Origin of the sequence: Nocardiopsis sp. MT53, assembly GCF_019598965.1 — a bacterium.
Lineage (GTDB): Bacteria > Actinomycetota > Actinomycetes > Streptosporangiales > Streptosporangiaceae > Nocardiopsis > Nocardiopsis changdeensis.
Map to the genome: position 1 here is coordinate 3620727 of NZ_CP080599.1, position 15156 is coordinate 3635882.

14 protein-coding genes are annotated in these 15156 nt (G+C 72.9%); 6 read left to right on the forward strand and 8 right to left on the reverse strand.

Annotated features, from left to right (window positions below):
* Positions 1-87: 87 nt before the first annotated feature.
* Both secA2 and K1J57_RS16145 read left to right on the forward strand, forming a co-directional pair.
* A complete protein-coding gene (secA2, locus tag K1J57_RS16140) occupies positions 88-2394 on the forward strand; it encodes an accessory Sec system translocase SecA2 (RefSeq protein WP_220565575.1) in 2307 nt (768 codons plus the stop codon).
* Positions 2395-2644: 250 nt separating this feature from the next.
* Positions 2645-2914 (forward strand): DUF6406 domain-containing protein, encoded by a 270-nt coding sequence (locus K1J57_RS16145; RefSeq protein ID WP_220559386.1) that lies wholly within the window; start codon positions 2645-2647, stop codon positions 2912-2914.
* A gap of 668 nt (positions 2915-3582) precedes the next feature.
* Here K1J57_RS16145 and K1J57_RS16150 read toward each other — a convergent pair.
* From K1J57_RS16150 to K1J57_RS16175, 6 genes are all read right to left on the reverse strand, one after another.
* On the reverse strand, positions 3583-3915 hold the full coding sequence (locus K1J57_RS16150) for a hypothetical protein (protein ID WP_220559387.1): 333 nt from the start codon (positions 3913-3915) through the stop codon (positions 3583-3585).
* A 436-nt stretch (positions 3916-4351) separates the two neighbouring features.
* On the reverse strand, positions 4352-5278 hold the full coding sequence (locus tag K1J57_RS16155) for a cytochrome d ubiquinol oxidase subunit II (protein WP_220559388.1): 927 nt from the start codon (positions 5276-5278) through the stop codon (positions 4352-4354).
* Between the two features lie 14 nt (positions 5279-5292).
* Positions 5293-6555, reverse strand: a complete 1263-nt coding sequence (locus K1J57_RS16160; protein ID WP_220559389.1) for a cytochrome ubiquinol oxidase subunit I — start codon at positions 6553-6555, stop codon at positions 5293-5295.
* 147 nt (positions 6556-6702) lie between these two features.
* Positions 6703-7380, reverse strand: coding sequence for a response regulator transcription factor (locus K1J57_RS16165; protein ID WP_220559390.1), 678 nt, complete (start codon positions 7378-7380; stop codon positions 6703-6705).
* A 3-nt stretch (positions 7381-7383) separates the two neighbouring features.
* Positions 7384-8550 carry a sensor histidine kinase gene (locus tag K1J57_RS16170; protein WP_220559391.1) on the reverse strand — a complete coding sequence of 389 codons (1167 nt, stop codon included), beginning with the start codon at positions 8548-8550 and terminating at the stop codon, positions 7384-7386.
* A 117-nt stretch (positions 8551-8667) separates the two neighbouring features.
* Complete coding sequence (locus tag K1J57_RS16175) at positions 8668-9510, reverse strand: spermidine synthase (protein ID WP_220559392.1); 843 nt, start codon at positions 9508-9510, stop codon at positions 8668-8670.
* Between the two features lie 178 nt (positions 9511-9688).
* Here K1J57_RS16175 and K1J57_RS16180 point away from each other — a divergent pair, with 178 nt between their 5' ends.
* Positions 9689-11425, forward strand: a complete 1737-nt coding sequence (locus K1J57_RS16180; RefSeq protein WP_220565576.1) for a proline--tRNA ligase — start codon at positions 9689-9691, stop codon at positions 11423-11425.
* A gap of 340 nt (positions 11426-11765) precedes the next feature.
* Here K1J57_RS16180 and K1J57_RS16185 read toward each other — a convergent pair whose 3' ends face one another.
* A complete protein-coding gene (locus K1J57_RS16185) occupies positions 11766-12212 on the reverse strand; it encodes a DUF4439 domain-containing protein (protein WP_220559393.1) in 447 nt (148 codons plus the stop codon).
* Positions 12213-12255: 43 nt separating this feature from the next.
* Positions 12256-12750, reverse strand: a complete 495-nt coding sequence (locus K1J57_RS16190) for a ferritin-like domain-containing protein (RefSeq protein WP_220559394.1) — start codon at positions 12748-12750, stop codon at positions 12256-12258.
* Positions 12751-13125: 375 nt separating this feature from the next.
* Here K1J57_RS16190 and rimP point away from each other — a divergent pair, with 375 nt between their 5' ends.
* From rimP to K1J57_RS16205, 3 genes are all read left to right on the forward strand, one after another.
* Entirely contained in the window at positions 13126-13608 is a 483-nt protein-coding gene (gene rimP / locus K1J57_RS16195) for a ribosome maturation factor RimP (protein WP_220559395.1), read from the forward strand.
* 24 nt (positions 13609-13632) lie between these two features.
* Positions 13633-14655 carry a transcription termination factor NusA gene (gene nusA / locus K1J57_RS16200; RefSeq protein ID WP_220559396.1) on the forward strand — a complete coding sequence of 341 codons (1023 nt, stop codon included), beginning with the start codon at positions 13633-13635 and terminating at the stop codon, positions 14653-14655.
* Between the two features lie 111 nt (positions 14656-14766).
* Positions 14767-14991, forward strand: a complete 225-nt coding sequence (locus K1J57_RS16205) for a YlxR family protein (protein WP_255646357.1) — start codon at positions 14767-14769, stop codon at positions 14989-14991.
* The last annotated feature ends 165 nt before the right edge of the window (positions 14992-15156 follow it).

The following is a 15156-nucleotide window of genomic DNA, read 5'->3' on the forward strand; positions in this document are numbered from 1 at the left end:
GCGTCCGCGCGGCCGGTTCTCGAACGTGCGCGTTCGGGGTCTTGTGGGGTGTGTGTCCGGCGTTACTCTGTGGTGGTGTTCGGACGAATGGCGGAAAGCGTGCGCCGTCTGCTGGGTAAGCCCGGCGCGGTGGATCTGCGGCCTTATACCAAGCTCCTGTCGGCTATCGAGGCCGAGGAGGATGGTCTGCGCGAGCTCGACGACACCGAGCTGACGGACAGGGCCATCGAACTCGGCACCGGCGACCTCCCTTACGGGCGCGACGACCTCGTGTCGCTGTGCGCGGTGGGCCGCGAGGCGGCCCGGCGCGCCCTCGACGAGCGCCCCTTCGACGTCCAGCTGCTGGGCGTCATGTCCCTGCTGGACGGGCACGTGGCCGAGATGGCCACCGGTGAGGGCAAGACCCTGACCGGTGCCCTGGCCGCCGCCGGCTTCGCCCTGCGCGGCCGGCGCGTCCACGTCATGAGCGTCAACGACTACCTGGCCCGTCGTGACGCCGAGTGGATGAAGCCGCTGTACGGCATGCTCGGCGTCACCGTCGGGTGGATCACCGAGGACTCCACGACCGAGCAGCGGCGCGCGGCGTACTCCTGCGACGTCACCTACGCCCCGGTCAGCGAGCTGGGCTTCGACGTGCTGCGCGACCGCATGGTCACCGACATCGCCGACCGCGTGGTCCCCGAGCCCCACGTCGCCATCATCGACGAGGCCGACTCCGTGCTCGTCGACGAGGCCCGCGTGCCGCTGGTGCTGGCCGGCGCGGCCGAGCGGGTCGACGCCGACGTGGAGATGGCCGACATCGTGCGCGCCCTCAAGCCGCGCATGCACTACGAGATCGACGGCGAGGGCCGCAACGTCCAGCTCACCGACGCCGGGATCGACGCGGTCGAGAAGGCGCTGGGCGGCGTGGACCTGTACGCCGAGGACGAGTCGTCCCTGCTGCCGCAGGTCAACCTGGCGCTGCACGCCCACGTGCTGCTCCAGCGCGACGTCCACTACGTGGTGCGCGACGGCGAGGTCCGGATCATCAACGAGTCCCGCGGCCGCATCGCCCTGCTCCAGCGCTGGCCGGACGGCCTGCAGGCGGCCGTCGAGGCCAAGGAGAAGGTCGCGGTCAGCGAGACCGGCGAGGTGCTGGACTCCATCACCGTCCAGTCGCTGATCCTGCGCTACCCGACCCGGGCCGGGATGACCGGTACCGCCATGGCGGTGGCCGAGCAGCTGCGCGAGTTCTACGAGCTCGAGGTCGCGGTCATCCCCTCCAACAAGCCGAACGTCCGCGAGGACCACGGCACCCACCTCTTCGCCACCCGCGAGGAGAAGGAGGACGCCCTCATCGAGGAGGTCGAGGAGGTGCACGCCACCGGGCGGCCCATCCTCATCGGCACCCAGGACGTCGCCGAGTCCGAGCGGCTGGCCGAGCGGCTGCGCAAGGCCGGCCTGGAGTGCGTGGTCCTCAACGCCAAGAACGACGCCGACGAGGCCGCCATCATCGCGGAGGCGGGCACCCACGGCGCCATCACGGTGTCCACCCAGATGGCCGGCCGCGGCACCGACATCCGCCTGGGCGGCAGCGACATGGCCGACCGCGACCGGGTGGTCGAGGCCGGCGGCCTGTACGTGATGGGCTACGGCCGCTACCCCAGCAGCCGCCTGGACGGCCAGCTGCGCGGCCGCGCCGGGCGCCAGGGCGACCCGGGCGACTCGGTGTTCTTCGTCAGCATGGACGACGACGTGGTGGTCAACAACGCGTCCGAGACCTCCGGGTACTCCACCGACGACCGCGGCGAGATCACCGACCCTGCCTGGCTGTCGATGGTGGACCACGCCCAGCGGGTCGCCGAGGGGCAGCTGCTGGAGGTGCACCGCAACACCTGGCGCTACAACCAGCTCATCGACGTGCAGCGGGACGTGGTCCTGGAGCACCGCGAGCTGGTCCTCACCGGCGACGAGGGCGACCGGCACATCAAGAAGGACCGTCCCGAGAAGCACGCGGAGCTGGTCGAGGAGGTGGGGGAGGAGGCGGTCGCCGACGCGGCGCGGCTCATCACCCTGTACCACCTGGACCGCGGCTGGACCGACCACAACGCGTTCCTGTCGGAGCTGCGCGAGGGCATCCACCTGCGCTTCCTGGGCCGCCGGGACCCGCTGGACGAGTTCAACCGCGACGCGGTGCCGGTGTTCAAGGGCTTCCTGGACGACGCCCGTTCGCGGGCCGCGGAGAGCTTCGAGGAGCTGGAGGTCGAGGACGGCGCCCTGGACGTCTCCGAGGTGGGCGTCAAGCGGCCGTCGATGACGTGGACGTACATGGTCCACGACCACCCGTTCAGCTCGGCCCTGGAGGCCGTGGCGGGCCGTCTCAAGGGACTGATGGGGAACAAGGGGAACAAGTAGTTTCCAGGGCACGTGTTCCAGGGGACACGTGTTCCGGGGAGATCTTCCGGGAACGCGTGTTCTCGGGGGTTCGTGCCCCCCGCTTTTCCCTGGTGCGGGTCGGGACTTTGGTCCCGGCCCGCACTTACTTTTGTCGGCTACTCTTCTGAAAAGCCTCCGTGGCGGGGGAATCGCCATGCGGAATTGACCGGTGCGGGTTAACATGGCTGCGTTTTCCAGAGAATCCGAGACGGTTGGGACAGAAACTGCTGTGGTCCACGAAATCGGCGCGCAGGAAAAGATCAGTTACGGACGCAATGACCGCTTCCTCGGCGGCCCGGTGGGCGGCGGCCAGTTCTGGATCGACGAGGACGGCCGGGCGGTCGCCAAGATCGGCGGCCCCAAGGAGTGGCGGCCCACGCCGATGATCGACGTCCGTGTGGGCGACGTGTTCAGCGTCGGCGGCCAGGTGTGGAGGGTCACCGATATCGTCGACGCGGAGTCCCCGTCCGCTTATCTGCTGGCCACGCGCATTAGCTGAGTTCACGCCCGCCGGCGGGTCCGGCGGGCACCCCTGTTTGCTTGGGCCGGGAATCGCAACCCCGTGCAACCTTTACGGAAAGGTCGCACAGGGTGACGGTTCCCGGTTTTTCTTATGTGGCGTGTTTTCGCCCGGTGAGTGTCCGGTAACGGTGAGCGCCGGTGTCGCCGCAGGTCACGGCGGGTATTTCGGCCGCCGCCGGGGGAATCGAGACGCTCCGGTTATCGGAAGGGGGGTGTCCGTGTTACCGCCGCCTCGTTAACGTCGTTCGTGCAGGGCGCGCCCCGTTCCGGGCCGCCGCGCCCGCCGCCCCGTGGCCGGTCCCAGGGGCTGTCCCCCGCCCCTGGGCCTGGCCTCCCCGCCGTCGGCGGGGGCCTTCTGCTTCCGCCTTCCCGCCCCGTTCCCGCCTCCGGGGACAGCCCTGCCCTCGTCCGGGCGGCGGTTCATAACCGGTTCCAGTGTCTTCTGGAGGAGGGAAGTCGTTACCCTGCTGGGGGAAGGTCGCTCTGCGGGGCTTGCATTAGAACGAGTTTCAGTATTACGCTCAGGCCATGCCCGGCCCGGTGAGGGCGCCCGGTGGTTCGGTCACCCGGCGCCAAGGACGGCCGGTGAGGATCGTCGCCCGCCGAGACCGGATCGCGCCCCGGGACCGGCGGGCGGCGGCCGTCTCAGGCCAGGAGGCGCGAGATCTCCTCGAAGGTGGGGCAGGGCCAGGCCAGTCCGCACCCCGCGCACGTGCCGCCCTCCTCCTCGACGGGGTGGTGCAGCCGCAGCAGTTCCGCGCACACCCCCGCCAGGGCCGCCACGTCGTTGCGCGCGTTCGCGTAGAAGGCCACGTCGTTGATCCGGGACAGCGGGCTCTCGGAGCCGCCCCGCGGTATCCCGACCGTGTCGGGCTCCCAGGGGACCGCCCGGGCCGAGCGCTCCCGGATGCCCTCGACGCACCGGAGCAGTAACGCGTGCTCGGTGGCACTCCCTTTCGTCGGCCTGGTGAACGGCATCGCCGATCTCCCCCCAACGGGTGGATGCGCAGATACATCTAGTGACTCAGCGTATACCTATCGTCGCGCAATGTCGCGACACGGGGAGGAGTGCACAGGAGCGGGCTGCCCCCAAGGGGAGGGGCAGCCCGCCGGGAAGGGGGTCGGGTACGGGCTAGCCGCAGCTGCCGCCGCAGGCGCACGAACCGCCGCTCTGGCAGCCGCACCCGCAGCCCGAACCGCAGCTGCAGGCGCTCGGGGGAGTGGTCAGGGGGTGGGTCATGATCCCTCCTCGGATCGGTCCGGAATCCGGTCCACCGCGCCGGGCGGCGCGGTTCCCGACGGATGACGTGCCCGGGGCCGGGCTTTCCCAATCCGGGACGGTGTCCTTGACGAATCCTGACCGACACGCCGAGGTCCGGGCGGCCCGTCCCCACCGGCCCGGGCGAATCCGGGCTCAGGCGAAGAAACTCGGGGAACGGCTCGGGCGACGCGTCATTCGGTAGAGCCAAACCTGGCCGATGAGCATGACCGGAATGGCGGGGGCCAGCACCGACCACACCAGCACGGCGGTCGTGTCCGGGACCGGGGCCAGCGGCAGGTCTCCCACCACCGCCACCAGCACGCCCGGCACCGCGATCGCCACCGCGGAGGTGTGCCGGGACAGCATCGGGCCGGACAGCCCCGCGGTCGCCGCCAGAGTGGCCGCCAGCACCACCGCCGGGACCACCGCCGCCGCGCCCACTCCGGCGCCCGACAGCGGGGCGGACACCGCGGTGACCAGGGTCCCCGCCAGGGCCGCCAGGGCGATCGGGCGGGTGTCGCGGGCGGCCACGTCCGCGCTCTCCGCGTCGGACTCGCCGACCAGCCGCTCGGCCCCGAAGGCGGCACCCCGCAGCGCGAACAGCAGCACCACGGTCAGCGCGCACGGGACCGTGAACAGGGAGACCCCCGGGTCGCCGGCGACCAGCGACGCCAGGACCCAGCCCCAGGAGAGGGCCAGCGTCCAGCTGCCCGCGACGACGGCGCCGTCCCACAGGGCCGCCCACACCGGGCCCGGCACCCGTGAGCGCAGCCACAGGCCCGCGTCGCGCACCAGCAGCCCCGCGGCCAGCGCCACCAGCACCGGCCACAGCCGCGCCACCACGTGGTGCTCCACGGACGGGAACAGCCCGGCCAGCACCCCCACCAGGGCCACCAGCCACACCTCGGTGGCCAGGAAGTAGGGGGCGATCGCGGCCACCACCCGGCGCCGCTGGTCGGGGCCGCGCGCCACGCGCGGCATCAGCATGCCCAGCCCCACGTCGGCCCCGGCCAGCACCAGGTAGCCGACGACGAACAGGGCGAGCAGAAGAGAGGACAGGGAGGAAAGGACGTCCGACATGGCAAGGCTCCGGTTCAGAACGTGGGGACGGGGGTGGAGGACTCCGCCGGGGCGGCGCCGTCGTCGCGGCGCTCGGCCAGCGGGCCGCCTTCGGGGCCGCGCCGGGCGAACCGCACGAGCAGCCACCAGGTCGTCCCGGCCAGCAGCGCGAACGCCAGCGTGAACAGCCCGAAGGAGGTCGCGGCGGCCGCCGGGGACATCGGCGTCACCGCGTCGGCGGTGGTCAGGTGGTGCACGACGGTCCACGGCTGGCGGTTGGTCTCCCGGAACACCCACCCGCCGACGCTCGCCAGGTAGGGCAGGAAGGGCAGCACGGCCAGCGGGTACAGCGCCCCCCGCAGCCTCCGCGCGCTCTTGGACACACGGGCGATCACCCAGCCCAGCAGCAGCACCGGCCCCAGGAGGAACATCAGGCCCCACATGCCCATCATGAAGACCTCCGCGGCGGTCCCGACGCCGGCGTGCACCCCGCTGCCGGCCGCCTCGATGGCCTCGATCTCCGCCGCGGAGTAGGTCTGGCCGCTGGTGGGCGGGTCCTGCCCGAACAGACCGAACTGCACCCCGCCGAAGCCCGCCACCGGGATCGGCAGCAGGACCATCACCAGCGCCCCGTAGCCGATGCCCCGAGAGAACATCCGCTGCGGGTCGTTCCCGCGCCGCAGGTGGTAGGCGCTCGTCGCGATGATCACCGCCGCGCCCACCAGCAGGGCGCCGGTCACGATGTGCCCGAACGCCATCGTCGCCGCGGGGTTCGTCATCAGCGCCACCGGGTCGGTCAGGTGGGCGACGCCGTCCACCATCTCGAAGCCCACCGGGTTGCGCAGGAACCCGTTGGACACCAGCACCCACCAGGCCGACAGGTACGCCGTCGCGGTGACCACCGCGAAGCACCCCAGGTGCGCCCAGCGGCCCATCCGGTCCCACCCGAAGATCCACAGCCCCAGGAACGTGGACTCGATGAAGAACGCCGTCATCGTCTCCAGGGCCAGCGGCGCCCCGAAGGAGTAGCCGTACATCTCCTGGAGGCCGCTCCAGTTGAGCGCCAGCTGGAGTTCCATGACCAGCCCGGAGAGCACGCCCATGCCGTAGTTGACCAGGTACAGCCCGCCCCAGAAGCGGACCGCGGACATCCGCTCCCGGTCGCCGGACAGGGTCGCCCGCAGCTGGGCGGTGAGGATGTAGGGCGCCAGCCCCAGGGTCAGGGCCACGAACATGAAGTGCGTCGCCGCCGTGAACGCGAACTGGAGCCGCGCCAGGAGGAGGGGATCGTCGAACATCGCAGGGCCTCGTGATCGTCGTCGGGAATCACGAGAAGCATCCGCCGCGGGTCCGGTCCCGGGCATCGTCCGGCGGAGGGCTTTCGCCCGTCTCCCACGGGGGTAGCCGGCCCCGGGGCGCTACTCCCGGGGGGTTACGGGGGTCCCCTAGGGGTTCCGTCCGCTCCAGCCGGGGGTCACCAGCGCCGACTCGTAGGCCAGCACCACCAGCTGCGCCCGGTCCCGCACGCCCAGCTTGACCATGGCCCGGCTGACGTGGGTCTTGGCCGTGGCGGGGCTGAGCACCAGCTCCCGGGCGATCTCCTCGTTGGACAGCCCGCGGCCCACCAGCGCCACCACCTCCCGCTCCCGGTCGGTGAGGCCGTTCAGGCGCGGCGACGGCTCCGCGTTCGCGCGCGGGCGGCTGGTGTAGTCCGAGATCAGCCGCCGGGTGATCCCCGGCGACAGCAGCGCCTCGCCCCGGTGCACCACCCGCACGGCCTGCAACAGGTCGCGCGGCTCGGTGTCCTTGACCAGGAACCCGCTCACCCCCGAGCGCAGCGCCTCGAAGATGTACTCGTCCAGGTCGAACGTGGTCAGGATGATGATCCGGGTCTTCTCCAGGGCGGGCTCGGCGATGATGCGCGCGGCCGCCGCCAGGCCGTCCACCCCGGGCATGCGGATGTCCATGAGGACCACGTCGGGGCGTTCGGCGCGGGCCACCCGCACCGCCTCCTCGCCGTCGGAGGCCTCGGCGACCACCTGGATGTCGTCCGCGCTGTCCAGGAGGGCGCGGAAGCCGGCCCGCACCAGCGCCTGGTCGTCGGCGAGCAGTACGCGGATCAACGTTCACCCCGTTCGTTCTTCGGAACCCGTTATCGGCAGCCGGGCCCGCACCCGGAATCCTCCACCCTCCAGCGGTCCCGCGTCCACCGTCCCGCCGACCAGGGCGGCCCGCTCGCGCATGCCGCTGATGCCGTTGCCCGCGGCGGGGGAGCCCAGGGTGCCGCGCCCGTTGTCGGCGACCTCCACCACCACCGCGTCGGGGAGGTAGTCGACCAGCACCGTGGCCCGGTCCGCCTCCGCGTGGCGCACCACGTTGGTGAGCGCCTCCTGCACGGTCCGGTAGGCGGCGGAGTCGGTGCCCACCGGCAGCCGCACGGGGGTGCCGGCGACCTTCACCTCCACCGCGATCCCGGCGCCCCGGGCGGCCTCCGCGACCTCGTCGATCCGGTCGACCCCGGCGACGGGGGAGCGCGGCGCGCCCTCGTCGGCCGCCCGCAGCACCCCGAGGATGGCGCGCAGCTCCACCAGCGTGTCCTTGCTGGTCTGCTTGATGGTGGCCAGCGCCTGGGAGGCCCGCTCCGGCTCGCTCTCCATCAGGTACAGGGCGGTGCCCGCCTGCACGTTGATGAGCGAGATGTTGTGCGCGACCGTGTCGTGGACGTCGCGGGCCAGCCGCAGCCGCTCCTCGGAGGCCCGCCGCAGCAGCTCCTCCTCCCGGGTGCGGTCGGCCTCGGCCTCGCGCTCGCGGTCCGCCTTGAGGTACTCCTGCCGCCAGCGCACCACCTCGCCGGCGCACAGCAGCACCAGCACCCACCCGACGATGCCCAGTGCCTCGGGGCGGAACGTCTCGTTGGCCGCCAGCTCGTAGCCGTTCACGGCCAGGAACTGCACGATCCCCAGGGTCCAGCCGAAGGTGCGGTACCCCCACCGGACCAGGCTGTAGAGCATGACGGCGGTGCAGGCCATGACCACGCCGTCGGGGAACCCCAGGGGGTAGTAGACGGTCGCCGCGCTCACCGAAACCAGTCCGACGGCGCAGGGGAAGGCGGTGCGCCACAGCAGGGACAGGGAGGCGACCGCGATGAGCGCGTAGCCCCACGGCCAGGGGTCGCGCGCGCCGGTCGCGGGATCCGCCACCTGGACCACGAACGTGCTGCCCGCCGACAGCAGGAGCAGGCCCAGGGCGATCCAGGCGTCGGTCCGTGCGGGGCGCGGGAGTAGTGCTGTCACACCCCCGACGGTACGGCCCGCACGTAGGGGTTTCCGTCCTCCCCCGGGAGGCGATCGCGGCCCCGCGCCTACTCCCCGCGGAGTACCCCGCCGCCCCGGGCGGCCGGAGGACGGCGGTCAGAAGACGCCGTCGGGCGGTGCGGGGGAGTCGACCGCGCCGGTGTCGCGCACCGGGCCGCGGCCGGAGGCGAACCGGTCCAGCTCCCCGCCGGAGAGCAGCCGGGCCATCTCCGGGTCGCGGTGGGCCCGCCGGGACAGCTCGTCCACCGGCAGCGGCCCGTGGGACGCGGTCAGCACCAGGTTGCCGAACCGGCGGCCGCGCAGCACTCCCGGCTCCGCCGACAGCGCCACGTGCGGCAGCACCTCCCGGACGGTCGCCACCTGGCCGCGGGTGTGCGCCAGCGCGCCGCCGTCGCCCACGTTCACCGCCAGCAGCCCGCCGGGGCGCAGCACCCGGGCGGCCTCGGCGTAGAACTCCACCGACGTCAGCCGGGCCGGGGTACGGGCCCCCGCGAAGACGTCGGACACGATGAGGTCGGCGCTCGCGTCGTGCCGGGCCGCGATCCACTCCCGGGCGTCGCCGATCCCCACCCGCAGCTGCGCGCGCCGGTCCCAGGGCAGCCGCCGCCGCACCAGCTCCACCAGCGGGGCGTTCACGTCCACCGCCCGCTGGCGCGAACCCGGGCGGGTGTGCGCGATGTAGCGGGCCAGGGTGAGCGCCCCGGCGCCCAGGTGCAGGGCGTCGACCGGCTCCCGGGCGGGGGCGACCAGGTCGGCGGCGTGCGCGATCCGCCGTACGTAGGAGAAGTCCAGGTGCCCGGGGTTTGACAGGTCCACGTGCGACTGGGGCGTGCCGTCCACCACCAGGAACCACGATTCGGCCCGGTCGGCGTCGGCCAGCAGCTCCATGCCCGGCGCCCCGACGACCTCGTCGTCCTCCCGTGTCCCGCGTCCGCCCATGTCCCCGTCCCGTCCGTCCCGGTGCGGCCCCCAGCGTAGCCGTCCCCAGGTCGGGGAATTGCCGCGCGCTGCGCACCCCGGTGGCGCTAGCCTGGGGTTCCCCTGATTCTTTCGAGTTGTTCCAACACCCGCGCCCCGGCCGGGGCGCGTTCACCGAGGAGTGGCCGTGCTACTGCGGATGTCGACCCTGTTCCTGCGCACCCTGCGTGAGGACCCGGCGGACGCCGAGGTGCCGAGCCACAAGCTGCTGGTCCGCGGCGGCTACGTGCGCCGCGCCGCCCCCGGCGTCTACTCCTGGCTGCCTCTGGGCAAGATCGTCCTGGAGAACGTCGCCCGCGTGGTGCGCGAGGAGATGAACGCCATGGGCGGCCAGGAGCTGCTGCTGCCCGCGCTGCTGCCCAAGGAGTACTACGAGGCGACCGGCCGCTGGGAGGAGTACGGCGACACCCTCTTCCGCCTCCAGGACCGCAAGGGCGCCGACTACCTGCTCGGCCCCACGCACGAGGAGGTCTTCACCCTCCTGGTCAAGGGCGAGTACTCCTCCTACAAGGACTTCCCGGTCATCCTGTACCAGATCCAGGAGAAGTTCCGCGACGAGGCCCGGCCCCGGGCCGGCGTGCTGCGCGGCCGCGAGTTCCACATGAAGGACTCCTACTCCTTCGACATCGACGACGCCGGGCTCCAGGAGTCCTACGACAAGCACCGGGCCGCCTACATCCGGATCTTCGACCGGCTGGGCCTGGAGTACGTCATCGTCAAGGCCACCTCCGGCGCCATGGGCGGCTCGGCCTCCGAGGAGTTCCTCGCGGTCGCGCCCACCGGCGAGGACACCTTCGTGCGCAGCACGGGGTCGGACTACGCCGCCAACGTCGAGGCGGTCGCCACCCCGGCCCCCGCCGCCCTGCCGGTCGAGGGGCTGCCCGAGGCGAAGGTCCACCACACCCCGGACACCGCCACCATCCGCACCCTCGTCGACTTCCTCAACGGTCTCGACCTGGGCCGCGACTTCAGCGAGGCCGACACCCTCAAGAACGTCCTGGTCAAGACCCGCGCCCCGGGCTCGGGCGAGTGGGAGCTGCTGGCCATCGGGCTGCCGGGCGACCGCGAGGTGGACTTCAAGCGCCTGGAGGCCGCCCTGGAGCCCGCCGAGGTGGCGCTGCTGGACGAGGCGGACTTCGCCGCCAACCCGTTCCTGGCCAAGGGCTACATCGGCCCCCGCGCGCTGCTCGACAACAAGGTCCGCTACCTGGTCGACCCGCGCGTGGTCACCGGCACCGCCTGGGTGACCGGCGCCGACCGGACCGACCACCACGTCATCGACCTGGTGGCGGGGCGCGACTTCACCCCGGACGGCGTCATCGACGTCGCCGAGGTCCGCGACGGCGACCCCTCCCCGGACGGGCAGGGCACCCTGTACACCGCGCGGGGCATCGAGATCGGCCATATCTTCCAGCTGGGCCGCAAGTACACCGACGCCTTCCAGGTCGACGCCCTGGGCCCGGACGGCAAGCCCAAGCGCATCACCATGGGCTCCTACGGCATCGGCGTCTCCCGGGTGGTGGCCTCGGTCGTCGAGCAGTCCCACGACGACAAGGGCATCGTCTGGCCGCGCGAGATCGCCCCGGCCGACGTGCACGTCATCGGCACCGGCAAGGGCGACCAGATCGAGGAGGCGCTGCGCATCGCCGGTGAGCTGGAGGCCCGCGGGCTGCGCGTGCTGGTGGACGACCGCAAGGGCGTCTCGCCTGGTGTGAAGTTCACCGACGCCGAGCTGCTGGGCGTGCCCACCGCCGTCATCATCGGCCGCGGCCTGGCCGACGGCGTGGTGGAGCTGCGCGACCGCGCCACCGGGGAGCGCGAGGAGGTCGCCCTGGACGCGATCGTCGAGCGCGCCGCGGCCGCCTGCCGCGCCTGACCCGCGCGAGAACGGCCCCGCCCGGAAGCCCGGGCGGGGCCGTTCCGTCGGTCCGTGTCCCTGCGGACCTCCGCCGCGCTCCGCCCGCCCGGCGCCCTCGACGGACGGCCGACGGCCGCGGGTCCGGCCCGCTCGCACCCGCTGGAAGGTCCTCGGCGGGCGGCCTGCGGCCGGGGCTCTGCCCGCCGGGCGCCTGCCACCGCCCTTGACGGACGGCGGACGGCCGCAGTCCTGGTCCGCTCGTCACCCGTTAGAAGGTCCTCGGCTGAGGACTGACGGCCGACGGCCGCGGCTGTGCGGCCTCGCCCGGCGCCCGGGGGGCGGGCGAGGGCGGTGGGCGCTAGGCCTCGTCGAAGCCCGGCAGGGCGCCGGGCTCCCCGCCGCCTTCGACCACCCGGACCGCCGCCTCCTGGAGGCCGCGGGCCCCCGCGGTGCGCAGGTCGGTGTCGCGGGCGGCCGACAGCCACGCGTAGGCGCGGGCCGTCGCCTCCTCCAGCCCCAGCAGGAAGGAGTCCAGGGCGGCGTCGTCGCGCGACGCCGGCAGGGGGTAGGTCGCCAGCGCGGGCGCCGGGTCCACGCCCGCGGCCACCGACAGGGCGTGCAGTTCGTCACGCAGCGCCTTGTGCACCAGCGCCGCCTCCCCGGCCCGGGTGCGGTAGTCGAGGTCGCCCCCGGCCCCGCCCGCGAACTCGTACCCGTACACCGCCGCGTGCTCGGCGGCCAGGGCCTCCGCCAGGGCCGCGGGGCCGTCGTCGGCCGCCTCGACGGACAGGTCCGCGTCACTCACCGGGCACCGCCACCTTCCATCGCTCTCTCCATCGCCCGGCCGCTCACGCGCGCGCCAGCAGGTGGGCGTGCACGGCCTCACAGGCCCCGATACCGCTGATCAGCTGGGCCAGGCCGGGGTCGGACACCGCCGCCGCCTGGTCGATGCGGGCCGCCGCGGCCGAGGCCTCCAGCACCCGCAGCCCCTCGGCGTCGGGCGCGGTGTCCGGGGCCGGGTCGGTCGGCTCCCCGGACGGGGCCGCCGACTCCTCCGCCGCCGACTTCTCGGGCAGCGCCGCCGTCAGGGCGTCCACGTGCTCCAGGTGGTGGGCGCGCAACCGCTCCAACAGGTCGGACGGCCCCGAGCCGGTCTCGATCGCCGCGGCGTAGCGGGCCGCGACCAGCTCCTTCTCCCACAGCAGCGAGCGGACCACGTGCTCGTCGGGGGTCACGTCGGCCGGATACCAGTCGGCCCCGCCGCACCCGCTCAGGCCGACGGCCCCGGCGACCGCCGCCGCCGCGCCCAGGACCGTACGGCGGCTGATCCCGACCTCGCCCACGCGCTCTCCCCTCCGTGCCCGGCCCTCCGCCCCGCGCCGCCCTCGGCGCCGGACGCCCGGCCTCTTCGTTCTCGCGCTCCCATCTTTCCACGCCCGGCGCCGGAACCGGTCCCCGTCCACACCCCCTGCGGGACAGGGCCTGCGGGTCCGCCGGGACACACCCCGACGCGCCCCCGCCACGGACGGCGACCTGGAAGGGGTCCGGGTGTGGATACCCTTGCACCACGACCGCCGTCGTACGCGACGCGCGGCCGGTTCGCGTCCCCGAGCGGGAGCGGACCCACCAGTCGAAGACTTACGTACAGAGCTGGACCGCCCCGTACACCGGCCCGAAGGCCGCGCGGGCGGGATTCTCGCCTTGAAGGGGCACACCACATGGGAGCGCAGGCGCGTGAGGAGCGCATCGCCGAGCTGCTGGAACCCGTCCTGGCCGCGGCCGGGCTGGACCTGGAGGCCGTCGAGCTGACACCGGCCGGCAAGCGCCGGGTGCTGCGCGTGGTCGTGGACTCCGAGAACGGGGTGGACCTGGACACCGTCGGTGAGGTCAGCCAGGAGGTCGACACGGCCCTGGAGTCCTCCGACGTCATGGGCGAACTGCCCTACGTCCTGGAGGTCACCTCCCCCGGGGTGGACCGTCCGCTGACCCTGCCCAGGCACTGGCGCCGCTCGCGCGGGCGCCTGGTGCAGGCCACCCTCGCCGAGGGCGGCGGGATCACCGGTCGGGTCACCGAGGCCGACGACGAGGGCGTCACCCTGGACGTCGAGGGTCGTCCCCGCACCTTCACCTACGCCGAGATCGGCAAGGGCAGGGTGCAGGTGGAATTCCGCCGTGCCGCCGACACCGACGCGGCGGACTAGAGGGGGAGCCCCGTGGACATTGACATGAGCGTTCTGCGCAGCCTGGAACGCGAGAAGGACATCTCCGTCGAGCTGGTCGCCCGGGCCATCGAGGACGCGCTGCTGATCGCGTACCACCGGGAAGAGGGCCCCGACAAGAAGGCCAGGGTCGAACTCGACCGCTCCACCGGGCACGTCACCGTGTGGGTGGCCGAGCTGGACGAGGAGGGCGACGTCGTCGGCGAGTCCGACGGCACCCCCACCAACTTCGGCCGCATCGCGACCTCCACCGCCAAGCAGGTCATCCTCCAGCGCCTGCGCGACGCCGAGGACGAGCTGACCCTGGGCGAGTTCGCCGGGCGCGAGCACGACATCGTCTCCGGCATCATCCAGCAGGGCAAGGACCCCCGCAACGTGCTGGTCGACCTGGGCCGGATCGAGGCGGTGCTGCCCCCGCAGGAGCAGGTGCCCACCGAGACCTACACCCACGGCGAGCGCCTGCGCGCCTACGTGGTGCAGGTCCGCAAGGGCCACCGCGGCCCCTCGGTGACCCTCTCGCGCACCCACCCCAACCTGGTGCGCAAGCTCTTCGAGCTGGAGGTCCCCGAGATCGCCGACGGCACCGTGGAGATCGCGGCCATCGCCCGTGAGGCCGGCCACCGCACCAAGATGGCGGTCCGCTCCAACCGGGGCGGCGTCAACGCCAAGGGCGCCTGCATCGGCCCCCTGGGCAGCCGCGTGCGCAATGTCATGGCGGAGCTGCACGGGGAGAAGATCGACATCGTCGACTACTCCGACGACCCCGCGGTGTTCGTCGCCAACGCACTGTCCCCGGCGCGGGTCAATTCCGTGGAAATCCTCGACATGGCCGCCCGGGTGGCCCGGGTGATCGTTCCCGACTACCAGCAGTCGCTGGCGATCGGCAAGGAGGGCCAGAACGCCCGCCTGGCCGCGCGTCTGACCGGATGGCGCATCGACATCCGCTCCGACGCGGAGGTCCCGCAGGACGCCGACGAGGCCGAGGACGGGACCGGCGCGGGCGGTCGCGGCGCCGCGACGGACGGTTAACGGGTCGCGGTCGTGGCTCGACGCGATATGGTTGCCGAAGACGGTCCCGACCGTCCCACGCGCACGTGTGTGGGGTGCCGGTCGCGGGCAGTCCAATCCGACCTCGTTCGGATGGTGGCCGAGGGCACGGCCGTCATCCCCGACGTTCGGGGTCGACGTCCGGGTCGCGGTGCCTACCTGCACGACGATCGGCGCTGCCTCGAGGCGGCCGAGCGCAGGCGGGTGTGGTCACGCGCCTTTCGGAGGGGACCGGGCGACGGTGGGTGGGACGTTTCACGTGTGGAGGCGCTGTTCGGTGTCACCCCGCACGACCCGCCGGCGGACCCGTCCCGATAGGGTTGGAATGTCCGGGCCGGCCTCCGGGTTGTAGTGACCGAGGTCGGCGTGCAGTGCTGCGCGCTGCACGAGTTGTGTACGGCCCATTGTTGTGTAGCGATGAGGAAGCAGGTCGAGATTGCGATGAGCGCCTGATGAGTACGCAGCGATGAGTACGAGCTAACA

Bases quoted from the DNA above. Each gene is read 5' to 3' on its own strand.
- secA2 (WP_220565575.1), top strand. From the start codon at position 88: ATGGCGGAAAGCGTGCGCCGTCTGCTGGGTAAGCCCGGCGCGGTGGAT.
- K1J57_RS16150 (WP_220559387.1), bottom strand. From the start codon at position 3,915: ATGCCGTTCACCAGGCCGACGAAAGGGAGTGCCACCGAGCACGCGTTA.
- K1J57_RS16155 (WP_220559388.1), bottom strand. From the start codon at position 5,278: ATGTCGGACGTCCTTTCCTCCCTGTCCTCTCTTCTGCTCGCCCTGTTC.
- K1J57_RS16160 (WP_220559389.1), bottom strand. From the start codon at position 6,555: ATGTTCGACGATCCCCTCCTCCTGGCGCGGCTCCAGTTCGCGTTCACG.
- K1J57_RS16175 (WP_220559392.1), bottom strand. From the start codon at position 9,510: ATGGGCGGACGCGGGACACGGGAGGACGACGAGGTCGTCGGGGCGCCG.
- K1J57_RS16180 (WP_220565576.1), top strand. From the start codon at position 9,689: ATGTCGACCCTGTTCCTGCGCACCCTGCGTGAGGACCCGGCGGACGCC.
- rimP (WP_220559395.1), top strand. From the start codon at position 13,126: ATGGGAGCGCAGGCGCGTGAGGAGCGCATCGCCGAGCTGCTGGAACCC.
- nusA (WP_220559396.1), top strand. From the start codon at position 13,633: ATGAGCGTTCTGCGCAGCCTGGAACGCGAGAAGGACATCTCCGTCGAG.
- K1J57_RS16205 (WP_255646357.1), top strand. From the start codon at position 14,767: ATGGTGGCCGAGGGCACGGCCGTCATCCCCGACGTTCGGGGTCGACGT.